Annotated in this window: 15 protein-coding genes; 14 read left to right on the top strand and 1 reads right to left on the bottom strand. The window is 39.0% G+C overall.

Annotation, left to right across the window (positions count from 1 at the left end):
- Positions 1–497 precede the first annotated feature (497 nt).
- The 5 genes from OGM63_RS15750 to OGM63_RS15730 all read left to right on the top strand — a co-directional run bounded on the left by OGM63_RS15750 (position 498) and on the right by OGM63_RS15730 (position 6,382).
- Positions 498–1,316, top strand: coding sequence for a WecB/TagA/CpsF family glycosyltransferase (locus OGM63_RS15750; RefSeq protein ID WP_511041091.1), 819 nt, complete (start codon positions 498–500; stop codon positions 1,314–1,316).
- Between the two features lie 108 nt (positions 1,317–1,424).
- Positions 1,425–3,614, top strand: a complete 2,190-nt coding sequence (locus OGM63_RS15745) for a GumC family protein (protein ID WP_263746533.1) — start codon at positions 1,425–1,427, stop codon at positions 3,612–3,614.
- Positions 3,615–3,740: 126 nt separating this feature from the next.
- Positions 3,741–4,367: a serine O-acetyltransferase gene (locus tag OGM63_RS15740; protein WP_263746531.1), complete on the top strand. Its 627-nt coding sequence runs from the start codon at positions 3,741–3,743 to the stop codon at positions 4,365–4,367.
- Positions 4,368–4,583: 216 nt separating this feature from the next.
- Positions 4,584–5,615 carry a glycosyltransferase family 2 protein gene (locus tag OGM63_RS15735; protein ID WP_263746530.1) on the top strand — a complete coding sequence of 344 codons (1,032 nt, stop codon included), beginning with the start codon at positions 4,584–4,586 and terminating at the stop codon, positions 5,613–5,615.
- 65 nt (positions 5,616–5,680) lie between these two features.
- Positions 5,681–6,382, top strand: coding sequence for a class I SAM-dependent methyltransferase (locus OGM63_RS15730; protein ID WP_263746529.1), 702 nt, complete (start codon positions 5,681–5,683; stop codon positions 6,380–6,382).
- Between the two features lie 35 nt (positions 6,383–6,417).
- Here the strand turns inward: OGM63_RS15730 and OGM63_RS15725 are convergent, their stop codons facing one another.
- The gene (locus tag OGM63_RS15725; RefSeq protein WP_263746528.1) at positions 6,418–6,552 is read right to left on the bottom strand and encodes a hypothetical protein; all 135 of its coding nucleotides are present in this window, start codon (positions 6,550–6,552) and stop codon (positions 6,418–6,420) included.
- Between the two features lie 41 nt (positions 6,553–6,593).
- Between OGM63_RS15725 and OGM63_RS15720 the strand changes: the two genes are divergently transcribed.
- From OGM63_RS15720 to OGM63_RS15680, 9 genes are all read left to right on the top strand, one after another.
- Entirely contained in the window at positions 6,594–7,511 is a 918-nt protein-coding gene (locus OGM63_RS15720; protein ID WP_263746527.1) for a DUF6492 family protein, read from the top strand.
- 470 nt (positions 7,512–7,981) lie between these two features.
- Positions 7,982–9,238 (top strand): O-antigen ligase family protein, encoded by a 1,257-nt coding sequence (locus OGM63_RS15715; RefSeq protein ID WP_263746526.1) that lies wholly within the window; start codon positions 7,982–7,984, stop codon positions 9,236–9,238.
- 251 nt (positions 9,239–9,489) lie between these two features.
- The gene (locus tag OGM63_RS15710) at positions 9,490–10,404 is read left to right on the top strand and encodes a glycosyltransferase family 2 protein (RefSeq protein ID WP_263746525.1); all 915 of its coding nucleotides are present in this window, start codon (positions 9,490–9,492) and stop codon (positions 10,402–10,404) included.
- Positions 10,405–10,805: 401 nt separating this feature from the next.
- On the top strand, positions 10,806–11,063 hold the full coding sequence (locus OGM63_RS15705) for an acyltransferase family protein (protein ID WP_263746524.1): 258 nt from the start codon (positions 10,806–10,808) through the stop codon (positions 11,061–11,063).
- Between the two features lie 273 nt (positions 11,064–11,336).
- Positions 11,337–12,203: a methyltransferase domain-containing protein gene (locus OGM63_RS15700; RefSeq protein ID WP_263746523.1), complete on the top strand. Its 867-nt coding sequence runs from the start codon at positions 11,337–11,339 to the stop codon at positions 12,201–12,203.
- Between the two features lie 204 nt (positions 12,204–12,407).
- Positions 12,408–13,661: a glycosyltransferase gene (locus tag OGM63_RS15695; RefSeq protein WP_263746522.1), complete on the top strand. Its 1,254-nt coding sequence runs from the start codon at positions 12,408–12,410 to the stop codon at positions 13,659–13,661.
- A gap of 48 nt (positions 13,662–13,709) precedes the next feature.
- Entirely contained in the window at positions 13,710–14,639 is a 930-nt protein-coding gene (locus OGM63_RS15690) for an FkbM family methyltransferase (RefSeq protein ID WP_263746521.1), read from the top strand.
- Positions 14,640–15,014: 375 nt separating this feature from the next.
- The gene (locus OGM63_RS15685; RefSeq protein WP_263746520.1) at positions 15,015–16,346 is read left to right on the top strand and encodes an oligosaccharide flippase family protein; all 1,332 of its coding nucleotides are present in this window, start codon (positions 15,015–15,017) and stop codon (positions 16,344–16,346) included.
- A gap of 632 nt (positions 16,347–16,978) precedes the next feature.
- Complete coding sequence (locus OGM63_RS15680; protein ID WP_263746519.1) at positions 16,979–17,773, top strand: FkbM family methyltransferase; 795 nt, start codon at positions 16,979–16,981, stop codon at positions 17,771–17,773.
- The last annotated feature ends 170 nt before the right edge of the window (positions 17,774–17,943 follow it).

The following is a 17,943-nucleotide window of genomic DNA, read 5'->3' as shown; positions in this document are numbered from 1 at the left end:
CTTTGATTAAGTTTATGGGGTATTTACGTAGCCGTAAATACTAGGATCGCATTTTTCCTTAAATAGCTCTACTTCTTAAATGCCGAAACCCAGACCTAGCATGACATTTCCTTGAGTTAATAAACCTAGTTTTAGTTCCAGTTTTTTTCTTTCAATCCGGGCTTTTTACCAAAACTTTACAGTTTCTTTAAAAAAGATTTTAGTCTCTACATATTAACTTTATATTATCTATTTGAAATATACACAGAAAAAGGTATATTTATTTGTGGCAATAGAAAATGTACATAGATACAGCAAATAACAAAGTAACTAAGCAATTAAAAATTACTTTAGTTGAAATGTTTGTTTAAGTTATTGTTGAAATTGCAATGTTGGAAAGCTGTATTTTGTAATCATGGATGGGTGCATTCATTATGTTCTGTTCGATTTCCCTAGTTAAAAGAGCTTGGTTAGTTGGTCACTAAAAACAGTTTTGTCCCGCAGGCTTAGTTGTTTTAATGGTGATGATGAGACAAGTTAACTTACTAAATGTGACCATCAACAACATAACAATGGTCGAATTGCTAGAAAATCTGCGAATCGGCGGTGTTGTGTTTACCCCCAACGTGGATCACGTGATGAAATTGCAGAAAAATCAAGATTTTTATCTTGTTTATCAAGATGCAGATTATAGAGTTTGTGATAGTAAAGTGTTGATGTATGTATCGAGTTTTTTGAAGACACCGATACACGAAAAAATTTCTGGTTCGGATTTATTTCCAGCATTTTACACTTATTACCAGCATGATGACAAAATCAAAATATTTTTGCTGGGTGCTGAGGCAGATGTAGTTAAGATAGCTCAAGAAAAGATTAATTCAAAGGTAGGTAGAAATATTGTAGTTGCGGCACACTCGCCGTCCTTTGGATTTGAGAAAAATGAAGAGGAGTGTCAAGAGATTGTTCAACTGATTAATTCTTCAGATGCTACAGTTTTAGCAATTGGTGTAGGCGCACCTAAGCAAGAAATGTGGATTGCTAAATATAAAAAGCAATTGAAAAAAATCAAAGTATTTTTGGCGATTGGTGCAACTATCAGTTTTGAGGCAGGTAATATTAAGCGATCGCCTGATTGGATGAGTCAAGTTGGTCTAGAGTGGCTTTATCGGCTGTTAAGAGAACCTCAGCGACTCTGGAAGAGGTATCTGTTAGATGCTATTCCATTTTTGTGGTTAATTGTAAAGCAAAGATTTCAGCTTTACGAAAATCCTTGGTCAGGAGTTAAAAAAGATAAAGGTATTAACATCGCATCTTTGATAAAGAGCAAAAAAATGTAAAAACTTTTAGTTTCAAGAGTAGTTAAGCCAAGTCTTAACTCAAAGTATTCACATTTTGATTTCTTTAATAGCTCCAACTTAGCGTTCATCTACAATTAAAAAATCTGTATGGAGACAAAAAACTATCCTGAAGAGATAGATGTTCAAAAATATTTGCTAGTTCTCAAACGTCGCTGGCTGGTAATTTCAGGAGTATTCGCAGCATGTACCTCCTTAGCTGGAATTAGTTTATTTATACAACGACCTGCCTACGAGGCAAGTGGACAGCTCCTTTTCCAATCAAATCGAACCTCATCTCTGACCGGAGTCGGAGAAAAAATAGGGGATCTTGAAACCGTAAAGGCTCAAGCTAATCCTCTAGACACGCAAAGTCTAATTGTGCAGTCTTTGCCGATCAAACAAGAGGTGATAAATACTCTCAAGCTCAAAGATAAAAAGGATGCTCTTCTCAATCCAGAGTTACTGGCAATCAAGGCTGACTCAATTTTAGGCACTGATGTACTTAAAGTTTCTTACGTATCTGAAGATCCTCAGTTCGCTACAGCAGTAGTCAATCAGGCAATGAAATCCTTCATTGCTAATAATCAAAAGACTAATCGCTCTGAGGCTATATCCGCAGGTGGATTTATTGAAAAACAATTGCCACGAGCTAAAACAGAATTAAACCAAGCAGCAGAATATCTGCGTCAGTTTAAACTAAAAAATCAGATTATCGAGCTTAAAGAAGAGACGACTAACTCACTTAGAACGATGGGTGAGGTAGAGAAAGACTTAGCTCAAGCTCAGTCTCAACTCGCTGATATAAGTGCCCAGGAAGTAGAAATACGTCGTCAAATGAATCTACCTGTAGATCAAGCTGTAAATATTACTTCTTTAAGCCAAGTACCTGGTGTGCAGGAACTCTTAGGTGAACAGCAAAAAGTGCAAACTCAGCTAGCAGCTCAACAAGCACGCTACACAGAATCACATCCATCCATCGTTACTCTCAAGAATCAAGAAGCAACATTAAATTCTTTATTGCAGCAGCGAATATCCCAATCACTAGGATATAGAACAACGATTTCTCCTAGTCAATTGCAAATGGGGCAGATCAAGCAAAACCTGACATCAGAGTTTGTCAGATTACAGTCACAACGCTTAGGTTTAGAAAAAAAAGTAGAAGCTTTGTCTGGGGTCATAGCGTTTTATAAGCGCAGATCCGATGTTGTGCCAAATTTAGAGAAAGAGCAAGGAGAACTAGAGCGAAGATTATCAATCACACAAAAAAGCTACGAAAACCTTGTGACTCGACAACAGGAAATCAAAATAGCAGAAAATCAAACTGTTGGAAATGCCCGTGTCATCCAATCTGCTGTGGTTGGGATCAGTCCAGGAGCAACCAAAAAGAAGCTGGGAATATCATTAGGTGGTGGATTTGCTGGTGTACTACTTGGTGTGGCAGCTGCCTTTTTTGTTGACTTAATCGATAGAAGATTGAAGACCGCTAAAGAAGCAGAGGCACTTTTTGGCTATACCTTGCTAGGGCTAATTCCCAAATTTGAAACTAACAATAATACATCTGCCCCTTTGGATACCAGCTTACAAAAAGTCTCACCGCGAGTTATTGTTGCAACTACTCCGCGGACTGTGATTCATGAAGCATACCAAATGCTTCAGGCAAATCTCAAGTTTATGAGCTTAGATAAAAAAGTTTGTGCAATTGTGGTGACAAGTTCTATGTCTGGGGAGGGTAAATCAGAAGTTGCGGCTAATTTAGCTGCCGTAATGGCTCTGGCTGGACGACGAGTTTTGCTCGTTGATGCAGATATGCGTCAGCCATCTCAACATCATCTTTGGGGTCTCATAAACTCAGTCGGTTTAAGTAACGTCATGGTTGGTGAGAATGAATTTTCCCAGTCTGTCAAAAATATCACTAGTAACTTATCTGTCCTCACTGCTGGGGTCATGCCACCTAATCCTTTAGCACTGATTGACTCAGAACGCATGACAAATTTCATTGATATGTTGTCTCAAACTTATGATTATGTGATTTTTGACACTTCATCTTTAGTAGGCAGCGCTGAGGCAGCAGTTTTAGGCAACATGGTAGATGGAGTCTTAATTGTCGCGAGACCTGGTGTTGTAGATTCAAGTACTGCTACCGCTGCTAAGTCTTTACTAGCACGTTCTGAAGCTAATATTTTGGGAATCATAGCCAACGCGGTCAATGTGAAGCACGAGCCTGATAACTATTTTTACTACAACAACTCCCGGTCTGAACAAAATGCGGATAAAGTAAATACTGCGTCATTACCCTAAATATCCACTCACTCGATATTAGAGGCAGATAACAGTTAGTTAATGTCAAAAAAGAAGAACTCGCTTTCCTAAACTTTATACCCTTAAGTTGAATACCTAAGAAAAAACTGAAATAGGAACCATAAGATGAGTGCATCACCGGAGTTGATATCAAACACAAGCGACACAGAACTTTTTAGTTTAAGTCTTTGGCAGCTTGTTAAAGAAGACTGGATTGCTAACGGACGAGATTGGACTAAGCCAGGATTTCGAGCTGTAGCAGTTCAGCGTTTTGGAGTCTGGAGGATGAAAATTCAACCGAAACTACTTCGTGCACCCTTCAGCATTTTATATCGGATGTTGTTTCGGAAAATTCGCAACACTTATGGAATTGAACTACCTTATACTGTTCAACTAGGTCGGCGCGTAATTATTGAACACCAGGGAGCGATTGTCATTCATGCAAATTGTGCGATCGCTGATGACAGTATTATTCGCCAAGGCGTTACTTTAGGGAACCGTTATTTAGATCGTCTCTCTGATGCCCCAAAGTTAGGTAAACGTGTCAATGTTGGTGCTGGAGCGAAAATTTTTGGCAACGTCACGATTGGAGATGACGCAAATATTGGTGCTAATGCCGTAGTTCTCTACGATGTTCCCGCAGGAGCAACGGCAGTTGGCATACCTGCAAAAATCATCAATTCTTCCAAGTTTGCTCGCTCTGGCTCTCGTGAGATGAACTCGGTAAACTCTAAGAGTGCTGCTGAATGGTAGCAACAGCTTCATCAAGTAACTGATTTATCAGTCAATCAAAAGGCGTTCCACCTATTAATAACGGGCTTTGTTTATAAGTTAGTATAAGCGGGTTGAATCGAGGAATTTTTTAGTACCAAGTATCTACGAAAAACTTGCCCCTACCGATCAGGGTAACTTGCAGCAGTATGCGTGCTTTTGTTTTACCTAGATTTCACGTCAGATGAGGTTTTTACCATGAAAAAAGTATCTGTGATTATTCCAGTTTACAAAGTAGATAAATATATAGCGGCTACGGTGCAATCAGTTCTGGAACAGACTTATACAAATTTTGAACTTCTGCTCATTGATGACGGCTCTCCTGATAGAAGTATAGAAATTTGTCAGGAATTTACAGACCCCAGAATTAGAATTATTCGTCAGGATAATCGGGGAGTTGCTGCCGCTCGAAACACTGGTATTCGCCATGCTCAAGGAGAATATTTGGCTTTTTTAGATGCAGATGACTTGTGGTTAAAAGAAAAACTAGTAAAGCATGTTGAGCATTTAGATAACTCACCAGCAATAGGAGTTAGCTTTTGTCGCTCTGCTTTTATTGATGAGGGAGGAAACCCTTTAGGTATATACCAGATTACTAAACTGAAAGGAATTACTCTGAGGGATTTATTTTGTCGGCATCCAATTGGCAACGGGTCGGTGCCAGTGATTCGGCGAGAGGTTTTTGAAGATATTAAATTCCAAGACAATCTTTATGGTGTTGCAGAGGACTTTTATTTCGATGAAGATAGAGAATTGCACCCGTCAGAAGATGTTGAAATTACACTGCGTATTGCCATTAAAACAGAATGGAAAATCGAGGGTGTTCCTGAACCCCTGACGCTCTATCGAGTAAATCCATACGGATATTCTGCTCAACTAGTTAAAAAGTTAAATTCATGGAAAAGGATGCTAGAAAAAACCCGTTCCTACGCTCCAGAGTTGATGCGAGAGTGGGAAAACATATCTATAGCTTACCAGCTGCGACATTTAGCCAGAAGGGCAGTAACTTTGCAATCGGGTTCAACATCTGTGAACCTCGTTAACCAAGCCATATCTAGCTATTGGCGCATCCTGCTGGAGCCTCGTACACTTATAACCTTAGGTGCTGCGTATTCACTCTGGCTTCTACCACAATCCCTTTATCGCCAAATTGAAGCTATTGCTTTAAAAATCACAGGAGCTAATCAAAAACGCCGCATTCTTCAACAAGAATCCGCGCTTCAATCCTGAAAGTCTTGTATCACAAATCCCAAACTCACAATTCACAAAGTTTGCATCAGTCAAGGAGAGAATATATGTTGCTCGTAGAAGACCCTAAATTGCAGTCAGTAGTTGATGTATTAATCCAACATCGCCAACCTTTCAAAGTGCTGGAAATAGGCTGTGGTTCTTGCTCTCATATCGAAATTCCACAAAATTCCTACATAGTAGGAATTGACATATCACAAAAACAACTCGATAGAAATGAGATTTTAAACGAAAAGATTTTGGCAGATGCAGAAACTTATGATTTCCCCGAATCAGAGTTTGATTTAATTGTTTGTTGGTGGATTTTGGAACACCTCTCCCAGCCGGAAAAAGTATTGGATAATTGTCGAAAAGCCCTGAAAAAGGATGGGATTATGGTTTTGGCAATTCCCAATGTAATGTCTTTAAAAGGACTGATTACAAAGTATACACCACATACATTTCATGTTTGGTTCTACAGATATATTTTTGGTGAAAAGCTAGCTGGGGTTGATGACCGTTTACCTTTTAAAACATTCTTGAGGTTTTCAATTTCTCCCGAATCGGTAAAGCAATTTGCATTGAAAAATAATTTGTCAATTGAACGATTACATGCATATGAAAATCCGAGACAGACAAAACTGAGAGCGCGTCATTGGCTGCTCGATACAGGATGGAAAATGATGGCACTAGTAATCAAGGCAGTGTCTTTTGGCAAGATTGATGCGGAACTTACAGATTTTATTGTTGTGATGAAAAAGAAAATGTAAGTTGATGTATCAAAAATTCCAGGTTGGCTATTGTGTTAGTTCGCATACACTTTGTACCCGACACCTGGATACATTAATTTATGTGGCGTTGCGTGCAGTTTTTGAACAGATGGATTGATTGCGATCGCTAATACAGATAAAGCTGCCGCACACCAACAAAAATTACCCAAATCCTAATGCATAAAATATCCGATAACAAGCTTGTTAAAAAATGAATAAATTCGATTTTGGCATTATTACTCCTAGCTATGCCCCAGACTTTGAACGATGTCAGCTATTATCTTGGAGTGTAGAAAAGTTTATATCACCTTCTGTTACCCATTACATCATAGTACCTGAAAGCGATTTGCCGCTTTTTCGTCAGCTACAAAAACCAAATACAGAAATTATTACTGTTGAATCAGTACTACCTTGGTGGATTAAACGTCTGCCCTTGATCAAAAATGGGTGGCTGAGTCTAAAAACTCTTTTCATCCGCGGCTGGATACTTCAGCAAATTGTGAAACTTGGAGTCGCTCAATACATTGATAAAGATGCTTTTGTGTTCGCTGATTCGGACTTGACATTTGTATCACCTCTCAACGTTGAAAGTTTTGTCCGCGAAGATCAAGTCCGACTTTTCCGCGTACCAAACCAATGCACTACACAATTTATTGGAGAAAACCCAGGGTATTACAAGTGGCTTATAACTGCTAGTCGTTTAGTTGGTCTACCTCCTGTAATTTTACCTGCTCCAGGCTATGTTGGGCAGGTTATTACTTGGAGGCGTGACAATCTTTTGAAGTTGTATCAGCATCTTGAGAATGTTTCCGGAAGGGGATGGATTGAAACGCTATGTAGTTCATCGCATTTTTCTGAATACACACTATACGGAGTATTTGTTGACCAGATTCTTCAAGAATCATCCGGGCATTATTATGATTCTAAAAGGATTTGTCATGACTACTGGTCTAGTGAAGCAATGTCAGATGAAGAGTTGCAAAAATTTTTTGCAGAAATTCAGCCAGAAGATAAAGCTGTGATGATATCGGCTAAAGCTGGTATCTCTGTTGAGCAATATCAGACTTTGGTAAAGATGTACACCTCCAAATGTAAGGATTTAGGTGCTTCAAGCCTATCGGAAAAATGATCGAAGGATGCAGGGAACTCGTACTATGAAAAATAAAATTTTGCTAGTAATGCCTGTGCCGTTTCAGGATGAACTCAATTGGGATCGAGCAAGATTGAGTAAGTTGATTTAAAAGGCTGCACTATCTGGTCAGCAGCTTGATCAACAGACGGTCTTTCAACATCGAAGTGACTTAATTAAGCAATATTTGATACTGAGGGGGTGACAACTTCGTCTCAAAGCCTTATCAAATTAGGATTATCAAAGGGTTAGCCTTGAAATGCTCAAAACAAATTGGGAACCTATTCCAACAAAAAAATCAGGCTTTTAGGCTGTGATTATTGAGAGTGGAATCAATAAACCCGAAAAATGATGTTTATCTTTTTATGGCACAAGCGTTCAAAACCCTTGCTACGTCTTTGGTTCAAAGGGTTTTGTCACCCCCTCAGTATTTGATATGACTTGTTGAGATATTTCTCCTTTTTGTGATTATGTTAATATTTTTAGAATTTGCCGAAAAAGCCTTCATAGTTTTAGGTTTAAGTTTTTTTTCAGGAGCTTTTGGTGTAGGATCAAGCGTAGATACACCAGGCCTAGAGACACCAAGCATAATTCCAAGGATCATTATTTCACTTATCAGATATTCTGTTTGGTCAATTTCAATCTTGCTAATTTGCCTAAATTGGAAAAAAGCTTTAGCAACAGCCAAAAATGACATATTTATCTGGATATTGACACCAATAATCTTGTCATCTTATTTCTGGTCTGAGTTTCCAGACTATACCCTCAAGAATATGCAAGAAGTTTGGCAAATGACAATATTTGGTTTATATTTTGCCACAAGATTTTGCTTGAAAGACCAGATAAAACTAGTTGCAACTACATTGGGAATAGGAGCTTTTTTTAGTACGTATTTCGCTTTAATATCACCTAGTGTTGGTCAGGATGTTACTGTTCATATAGGATCATGGAAAGGTCTCTACGATTATAAAAATACCTTGGGCAGCATGATGTCTTTAAGCTATTTAACATTTTTATTGCTGCCCGTAAACAAACCAAATCACCGCTTATACAAGTGGGCGGGTTTTGCTCTGTCAGTGTTTCTAATACTGCGTTCTAATTCAAAAACTGCTCTTGTTCTTTCTTTTATTATTATATTAATTTTACTTTTCTATCGTAACTACCGATGGCGGGGAAAAATTAGCCTAATTTATTTAGATATAGGAATTCTTATTCTTGCATGTGTTGGTACAGTAGTTTTAACTCAATGGGTAGCTATTTTAAGTGGCTTGGGAAAAGATCCCACTCTGACTGGACGGTTACCCTTGTGGGGTTTTCTAATAGCTAGAATTACGGATAGACCCTGGCTAGGTTATGGACGTGGTGCAATTTGGGCACCTGAAAGTAAATATTCACGCCAAGCGGGTAGTTTCGTGACGGAAAATTACCTCCCACCCCACGCTCATAATGGCTACATTGATTTAGGGCTTGATGCTGGCTTGATAGTTTTATCACTTTTTATAGTTAGTTTTGCTATAACCTATCTTCGCGCACTTCAACGGGCTTACGCAGCGAAAAAATCAGAGGATCTTTGGCCATTAGCTGTTCTGCTATTCCTGGCAATAAATAACTTTTCAGAGAGTTACTTGCTGCGGGGAGCTAATATTTATTGGGTTCTGTATATAACAGTTGCTCTCACTATCAAGCAAAAAAATCGCAACAGTTTTGAACAAAGTAAATTCAGATGAGGAACAGACAAAATTGTGATTTTTTACGCATTTTTGCTACGATTAGATAGATAATTGGATACAACACAAGTTTTTAGTAATTGCTTAAGCGATTAAAAAGCCTACATATATTGTATTCAAATGCAAACTACCATAAGATTGGCATTGATTTGTTGTTGAAAATAAGATAATTTTGTGTGGGTAAAAGCTAGTTTTGTTTCATAAAATCTAATACACCAGTTCTAGTTCTTTTAGCTTGAGATTGCAAAGCTATGAATGATAAACCTTTAGTGAGTATTCTGATCAATAATTATAATTACGAAAACTTTTTACCTGAAGCTATTGATAGTGCCTTAAGTCAGACATACTCTCCTGTAGAAATTGTTGTGGTTGACGATGGCTCTAAAGATAACTCACGGGAAGTTATTAACAATTATGGAGGACGAATCGTCTCTGTATTTAAGAAAAATGGTGGACAGGCTTCAGCTTTTAATGCCAGTTTTCAAGCAAGTCAGGGAGAAATTATTTGTTTCCTTGATGCTGATGATTATTACGCTGGAAATAAAGTAAGTCGAATTGCCGAACTTTTTATACACAATCCCGATACTGGTTGGATTTTTCACGAACTAGATGACGTGGATACTAACAGGCATCATTTGGAATTTCCCATAAATCAAGGTGTATCTGAATGTATATTTGCTGACTTGCGCGAAAACATTTTGAAGGGTCATCTCCTTCCTCGGTTTCCAGCTACTAGTGGTTTATGTTTCAGACGTAATATACTAAAGCAAATTTTACCAATGCCAGAACAGCTTTTAATATCGGCTGATAACTTTTTACGGCTCGCGACAATTTATCTATCTCCTGGACTGTTGTTGCCAGATAAACTAGCCGTTCATCGCATTCATGGAGCTAATTTATTTGAATTCCGATCTGATACTGCATTTAAAAATGCAGAAACAAATATCAAAACTTCATACTATCTCAAAAAAAAGTTTCCCGAAACTAAACTATTTGCGGATAGACTTTATGCCAATGCATTTGGAATGCTTGCAGGAAAAACTAGTTTCAATCGAGTTTTTCAAATACCTGAGTCTTGGGAATACATAAAAAACTTTTCTTTTGGATCTTTCTTAAAGTGCAGTGCTCTAATGACTTATAACTATGCTAAAGCTGTTATAAGTTAAAGTTGTTCTGCTAATCAGGACTTGGAAATAAAATCCAGTAACTTTAAAAAGTCCCAGCGCATCTAAAGATTAACCTCAAAAAAAATGATTTGATGTTGAAAAAATATTATCCTTACATCGGGAGTTTATCAAACATAAGTTTAGACACCTGCTTAAACATTCACCCTTGATTTGCCATGCTCAAGTCTGCGATCCAGGATTTTCCTTTTGAACGTCGGCTAATATTGACGGGTTTTGCGATTTTAAGAACTGTGAAGAGTGACTGTTGGCAATTTAGTTATCGCCGTACTTTATGAGAAAAGGTATGCTTGAGTACTCGCTCTACTTTTGATCGTTCGGAATTCATTAGGGTTTGCTCTTCCAATTCAGGTAATATTTTAGAGCATTTCATTAATAGATACATGAAAGAAACATCTGCCAATTCAGTGTCTACACCAAAAAAGCTCGATTATCCGTTAATGCGGGAGCGACTCCACTGGGTCGATTATGCCAAAGGAATCGGGATATTTTTGGTTGTGGTTGGACACATCCTCCGGGGTCTGGTGAACAGTTCCATCTTGGAGGAGTCTAAACTGCTGTTGTTTGTCGATCGCTGGATTTATGGCTTTCACATGCCTTTATTCTTTTTTATCTCAGGTTTAGGGGAATATTTTCCTTAGAATTTTTTTTTGCTCATATTATTACTGCATCTTTTTTTCGCATCGCGCTGCAAAAAATCTTCGGTTTTACAGAACCTTTCATGCATTTTTTAGTAGGAACCGCCATTGGTATTTATACACCCATTGTCCTCAGTTTGATTGATTCAAGACTCAAATTTTCATACATGTTTACACTCCGCTCTTTGAAAAAACGATTAGAGATAGATATGGGACATCCTAAATAATTTTAGGTGCATTTACTTGAACAAATAACTAGTATTAAACATCGTTACCATGCTGAAAGAATTTAAATTTCGCACCAAAACTTTACTCCTAAAACTTCTTCGCGGCAAAGCAGTATCTGCATTTAAAAAGGCAGCAACTACACCGGAATGGCTTGACTTTAAAGAACTGGAGCGCTTGAAAGAGCAATATCCAGTTAAAATCACATGGGAAAAGTATGAACAAGATAGCGAAGCACTTTTTACAACTCCAGATCATACTAGTGCCAATAAAGTTTTAAGCTCCCTCGGTCAAAATAACAATACGTTGAACATCCTAGAACTAGGGTGTCAGCATGGCATGGTAAGTTATGCGCTCAAATTGAAAGGACACAATACTATTGGAATTGACATTGATTCAGATAATTTCAGCGAAGTTGCCAAAAATGCAGGTGTCAATTTTTCTCAGATGGATGCTAGCAATCTGACTTTTGAAGATGAGAGTTTTGACTGCGTTTTTTCTTTCAATGCCTTTGAGCATATGGACAACCCTGAGGAAGCTTTGAAGGAAGCTATGCGTGTTGTCAAAAAAGGAGGACACATCTACTTATATTTTAATCCTTTGTATATGTCACCCTGGGGACTCCATTCCTGGCTAGAGCTTGCTATTCCTTACTGTCAAATGTTATTTCCACCAGACATGATTAGAAGTGTGGTTGAAGCACAACATCTTTGGTATTGCAATGGCTGGTCATGTCAAGCTTATCGAGAACTCTGGAAAAAGTTTTCTAGTCAGCTATCGATACTTAAGTACAAGGAAAATGTCAATCCATTTCACTTGGATATGATTGTTAGGTATCCTTCTTGTTTTAAGAGCAAGACCGACTGTTTTGATGATTTGGTGGTTGACGGTATTGAAGTTTTGTTTCAAAAAAAATAATTAGTATACTAGATGCGCCTCGTAATGGTAAAATCATTTTCGCAGGGCATCAGTGAACTTAGTGAACCTTCACAAAGCAAATTTTACTAATGCCAGAACAGCTTTTAATATCGGCTGATAACTTTTTACGGCTGGCGACAATTTATCTATCTTCTGGAGGGATCTTACTGAGTGTGAGACTCTTGCAGTGCATCCGAGGTCAAGATGAAAATTGCGTATCTAGTCAATAAATACCCAAAAGTCAGCCACAGCTTTATCCGGCGTGAAATTGCTGCACTTGAAGCTTGTGGTCTTTTGGTAGCACGCTTCTCGATCCGAGAGTGTGAATCTGAACTATTAGTTGATCCAGAAGACAAATTAGAATTTGAGAAGACTCAGGTAGTTTTAGGTGTAGGCATTTTAGGTTTGCTGTTTAACTTATTGAGTGTTGCGATCAAAAGACCAATTCCTTGGCTCTTAGGTCTATGGTTGGCTGTCAAAGTTGGTTGGGCTTCAGAGCGGGGAGTTTTTTACCATATTATCTACTTAGCGGAAGCTTGCGTGCTGCTAAATTGGTTTCGTAACTCAGGGGTAACTCACCTTCACGCTCACTTCGGAACGAATCCAACCACTGTCGCGATGTTGTGTCATGGGATGGGTGGACCACCCTACAGCTTTACGGTTCATGGTCCATACGAGTTTGATGAACCTGAAAGTTTAGCACTGACTGAGAAGATAAATCGAGCCGCGTTTGTTGTAACTGTTAGCTCCTTTACTAGAAGCCAGCTTTATCGATGGTGCGACCACCAACAGTGGAAAAAGATCCATGTGATTCGTTGTGGTGTAGACAATGATTTTTTCAATTCATACACAACACCGATATCATCCGAGCCAAACTTGGTGTGCGTTGGTCGCCTTTGTGAAGAAAAAGGGCAAATGCTGCTGGTTGAAGCAGTCAGTCAACTAGTAGGTGTTGGTTTGCAGTGTAATTTGACTTTAGTAGGTGACGGTCCTTTGAGAAAGAAAATTGAAAGTTTAATCAAAGAGTACGGTCTTTCAGAACAGGTAAAAATTACTGGTTGGGCTAGTAGTGCTGAGGTTCAAAAATATATTATGAATTCTCGTGCTTTGATTCTGCCTAGTTTTGCAGAAGGGCTACCTGTAGTCATCATGGAAGCATTGGCACTGGAACGTCCAGTGATTAGTACCTATATTGCTGGCATTCCTGAACTGGTCAAGCCTGGTATAAACGGATGGCTTGTACCATCCGGTTCGATGGAAGCTTTGACAGAAGTGATGCGTGAGGTGCTGCAACTCCCAACAGAGAATTTGGAACGAATGGGTAAAGCTGGGATTGTATCCGTTCAAGCTATGCATAATGTTGCACAAGAAGCAAGTAAATTAGCGAATCTCTTTCGATATAGCCAAGAGAATTCTAGAGTAATTCAAGAAGTTCTGACTTTTGGAGAAGCTAATTGAATCGAAAAGCGTCAACTCAGCCAACACTCAAGTTACAAGGAGTTTGAGATGGTAAGTAAATACTCTAAACCGCCAATTATTATGCAGATTTATAGCAGGCTATTGCATTATCTGCCTCTAGCTGGTGGACTGACAAAACTTTCGTTCAACTCACTGACACATAGTCAATTTGCACAGTGTAATGGTTTGATCTCTGCTAGGATGCGTAATGGCGTATGTATTGAGGTTGACCCTCACGACTATGATGGTCGCGTCCTGTATCTGTTCGGCACAAACGATCCCAAAGTGCAGACGACGGCTCAGGCACTGCTTTGTCCAGGCGATCGCTTTCTAGATATTGGGGCAAATTACTCGTCGATAGGGCTGTTGGCAGCGCATAGAGTAGGTTCAACAGGACAAGTTCACCTATTTGAACCCCAAGAGCAACTCTGCCAGCGTGTGTCAGCGGCGATCGCACAAGCAGGACTCACCAACGTTCAGTTACACCGTGTCGCGCTGATGGATTGCGACAGTGAAATGAAAATAGCACGTCCTACAGACCACTCCGGTATGGCTACCTTAATTGAGTCAACCGACCGAAACAACTGGGATTCTCAAATAGTTACCGTTCGCAACATTGCTACATATATTCCCCCACTGATTGGCGACAATCCCTTCGGTGTCAAAATAGATGTCGAAGGTGCTGAACCTTACCTAATGCCTTGGCTGCTCAAACAACCAAACCTACGCTTTTTAATCTTTGAGGCAGCCCACAACCAAAAAGAACTTTGGGATTTTGTACAAGCGTCTGGGTTGTCGCTATACGGGCTTCGTCGGCTGGTGTTCAAAAAACAAATCCAGCAGATCGAATCCTTTGAACAGATGAAGTTCTATCACGACCTTGTGGCGATTCGCATACCAGATGGGCTGAAACCACCGAGGCAGATCAACCCTCATAAATTGGCGAAAATGATCGAACAACATAAATATAGTTTTTAGGAGATCCAAACAAATAAAATCAAGCGACGTGTATTTGAATTATCTGTTGGGTGTTGCGGATCTGAGTTTGACGGTTGGGATTTTATTTATTGGCAAGTTCCTTAGCTCGACTTTATTTAATCACCTTTTGCCTCGAGCCAAGAAAGGTCTCCCAACAGAGAATTTGGAGCAGATAGGTAAAGTCGGTGCTGCATACTTGAAAGCGCTTTATAAAGTTGCATAACAAGCAAGCAAATTAGCGAATCTATTCCGATATAGCTAACAAAATTCTCACAGAGCCAAAATATAACCATTAACTACAGGTGAGCTTGTTGGAACTAAGTTGAATCTCAGTCAAATCTCAGTTAAATAGCTTACCTATTCTTTAAAGCGTTTATGATATCTCTGAAAAAGCTTGCTATTCGTGGTACTATCTGGACAATTTTAAATTACGGAACTGCTCAAGTCATCCGGTTTGCCAGCAACCTAATTCTGACTCGCTTGCTAATACCAGAGTATTTTGGTCTGATAACTGTGGTTCATACCTTAAGAATTGGTCTGGAACTTTTCTCAGACCTTGGTATTGCTCAAAGTATAATCAACAGTAAGCGAGGAGATGAGCCTGCTTTTCTAAATACCGCTTGGACATTGCAAGCAATTCGTGGCTTGTTGGTCTGGATTTTTTGCTTGCTAATTACCTTTCCCGTTGCAAAGTTCTACAACGACGATCGCCTGCTGTGGTTAATTCCCATCATTGGACTGTACTCAGTCTTCGATGGCTTCACCTCCACTAGCATACATACTCTCCATCGCCGGATGGATCTGGGTAAGTTAACTGTATATGAAATATTGTTAAATGTATTTGCTCAGTCTACTTTGATTATCATGGCTTGGCTTAGTCGAAATTTATTTTTTATCGCTACTACCGCAGTGATATCAGCAATATACAAAATGGTAGGAAGCACTTGGTTAATACGCGGGTATTCCAATCGCTTTGGGTGGGATCGCGATGCCGTTCAAGAAATTCTATCTTTTGGTAGATGGATGTTTATTGCCTCAGCGCTAATGTTCTTAGCAGAGCAAGCTGACCGTCTAATTTTGGGTAAGCTACTATCATTTCAATTTTTAGGTATTTATACCGTAGCTTATACCCTAGCGAGTATACCACGAGAAATTATTAAACAACTTAGCTATAAAGTCATTTTTCCCACAATTTCTAACCAAGCTGACTTGGCTAGGTCTAGTCTGCGAGCTAAGATTCTCCCCAAACGTAGGCTGATGCTGATGGGGTTTGCTGTTTTACTTGCTGCACTCGTGGCTGTTGGCGATTTAATTATCGCCGTACTTTATGACAAAAGGTATGCTGATGCTGTCTGGATGATGCCGATTTTGTGCAGCGGTATTTGGTTTTCACTCTTGTTTTATACTATCAGCCCTGCTTTATTAGCAATTGGAAAACCGTTGTATGCGGCACAAAGCAATTTGGCTCGGTTTGTAATGATTAGTGTCGGATTGCCTTTAGCATTTTTCCGCTTTGGCATTTTGGGAGCAATTATAGTTATCGCATTCAGCGATTTGCCTTTATATCTAGTTAACCTTTATGGACTTTGGCGAGAAAAACTCTCTTGCATAGTTCAAGATATTCAAAGTACAGCTTTTTTTCTCGTAGTACTTGCGCTCTTTCTCATAATTCGCAATTTGTTGGGATTTGGGTTCCCAATTAATTAAATATTTTAGATATTGTATATCATAAATAGATATATTTCTGCTGGTTCTCGATGATTTTCTGAGCGATCGCCTAATACAGTTGGTGTGAAAAATGCTACGTATGTATAGACTACCAAGTGCTACTTCTCTAGGAGGATTTCGGGCTTAACACCAACGGTATTAAGCGATCGCACTTCCCAAGATCGCAAATTAGCGATTGAAGCAGATAAAAACCCTATTGCGTTGCAAAAAAAAGTTAGAGTTCAAGGCTGATTTGGCTAGGAGTTTGGAAAAATTGGAGAATCTCTATTTTGAACTTAAAGATGATGTCACACAAGCTGAGGATTGTGATCAACAGTCACTATAATTCTACCGCGATATTGGCGATCGCTTAGGTGAAGTGAATACTTAGAAAGCGATTGGTGATTTTTTACAGTTTCTCAAGCCTAGTCATGAAGCTTTAAGTAGGTAGGCACAAATAAAACTAACTATGTAACCAAATGTAAAACACTCAAAACCTTTGTGATTGCTTTACTTCGCTTCTCTATGAGATACCGCGAACGCTCTGTTGCCTTCGGACATAGTTATAAATTTTACCGGATACGTGCTTGAATCGCTATAATAAAAATGTATTTTTTATAACTTCATTCGCCATGAAAACACAACTTTTTAGCGAATATATCAAGCACCTTTTTATCCGGACACCTTTAGAAAAACCAACAAAAAAAATCCGCCATTTTCTCGGATTTAGACAGCGGATAATGTATCCGGAATTGATTGACATTTACCAAGAATCAGATAGAACCGACAAGGCAATGGAGCGGATAATTGGTGATTCTTTCAACTGTATAGATATCGGATGTCATCTTGGTTCAACCCTGAGTACCATACTGAACCTAGCACCATTAGGACATCACATAGCGATTGAGCCATTACCTTATAAAGCAGATTGGTTGAAACAAAAGTTTCCCGAAGTTGAGGTAAAAGAGTTAGCATTAACTGATACACCGGGGGAAGTAACTTTTTATTTCAATACTACTCAATCAGCCTATAGCGGATTGCATCGCCGCGAAATGAAAAATAGTACTCTACAAGAACTCACGGTCAAAAGTGAGATGTTGGATACAATTTTGCCTGCTGACCACCGCGTTGATTTTATCAAACTTGATGTTGAAGGTGGCGAGTTAGCTGTACTTCGCGGTGCAGAATCAACATTGCAACGTTATCGTCCTGTGCTATTATTTGAGTGTACTCAACCAGGATTATCTTCCTTTGGTTTGAAACCGATTGAAGTATTTGAATTTTTGACTCAAAAGCATTCTTACTCCATATTTTTGCTCAAAGATTTTCTGAGCGATCGCCTACCCTTAGACTTTGACCAATTTGACAACGCTTTGCATTACCCATTTAAAGCATTTAACTTCATCGCTGTCAACAAAAACTATTAGGAAGTGGAAAGTGGGGGCAATACGGTTCGGTTAAAGGTTGTTTTTGACACTCCCCGGCGTGAACGCACGGGGATTCTTAAGACCAGATTAACGATCTTAACGGCGATATCAAAGCGCCTCTACTGATTCCACCAAGATTTAATCCCAGCTTTATCGCTACTTTTCTAGCT

The sequence above is a fragment of the Plectonema radiosum NIES-515 genome (assembly GCF_025753815.1).
Classification (GTDB): Bacteria; Cyanobacteriota; Cyanobacteriia; order Cyanobacteriales; family Nostocaceae; genus Hassallia; species Hassallia radiosum_A.
Note: the sequence above shows the minus strand (reverse complement) of the source record. Positions and strands in the feature narration are given on the sequence as shown.

Coding starts and splice junctions, on each gene's coding strand:
- OGM63_RS15750 (WP_511041091.1), top strand. CDS start 498: ATGGTGATGATGAGACAAGTTAACTTACTAAATGTGACCATCAACAAC.
- OGM63_RS15745 (WP_263746533.1), top strand. CDS start 1,425: ATGGAGACAAAAAACTATCCTGAAGAGATAGATGTTCAAAAATATTTG.
- OGM63_RS15740 (WP_263746531.1), top strand. CDS start 3,741: ATGAGTGCATCACCGGAGTTGATATCAAACACAAGCGACACAGAACTT.
- OGM63_RS15735 (WP_263746530.1), top strand. CDS start 4,584: ATGAAAAAAGTATCTGTGATTATTCCAGTTTACAAAGTAGATAAATAT.
- OGM63_RS15730 (WP_263746529.1), top strand. CDS start 5,681: ATGTTGCTCGTAGAAGACCCTAAATTGCAGTCAGTAGTTGATGTATTA.
- OGM63_RS15720 (WP_263746527.1), top strand. CDS start 6,594: ATGAATAAATTCGATTTTGGCATTATTACTCCTAGCTATGCCCCAGAC.
- OGM63_RS15715 (WP_263746526.1), top strand. CDS start 7,982: ATGTTAATATTTTTAGAATTTGCCGAAAAAGCCTTCATAGTTTTAGGT.
- OGM63_RS15710 (WP_263746525.1), top strand. CDS start 9,490: ATGAATGATAAACCTTTAGTGAGTATTCTGATCAATAATTATAATTAC.
- OGM63_RS15705 (WP_263746524.1), top strand. CDS start 10,806: ATGAAAGAAACATCTGCCAATTCAGTGTCTACACCAAAAAAGCTCGAT.
- OGM63_RS15700 (WP_263746523.1), top strand. CDS start 11,337: ATGCTGAAAGAATTTAAATTTCGCACCAAAACTTTACTCCTAAAACTT.
- OGM63_RS15695 (WP_263746522.1), top strand. CDS start 12,408: ATGAAAATTGCGTATCTAGTCAATAAATACCCAAAAGTCAGCCACAGC.
- OGM63_RS15690 (WP_263746521.1), top strand. CDS start 13,710: ATGGTAAGTAAATACTCTAAACCGCCAATTATTATGCAGATTTATAGC.
- OGM63_RS15685 (WP_263746520.1), top strand. CDS start 15,015: ATGATATCTCTGAAAAAGCTTGCTATTCGTGGTACTATCTGGACAATT.
- OGM63_RS15680 (WP_263746519.1), top strand. CDS start 16,979: ATGAAAACACAACTTTTTAGCGAATATATCAAGCACCTTTTTATCCGG.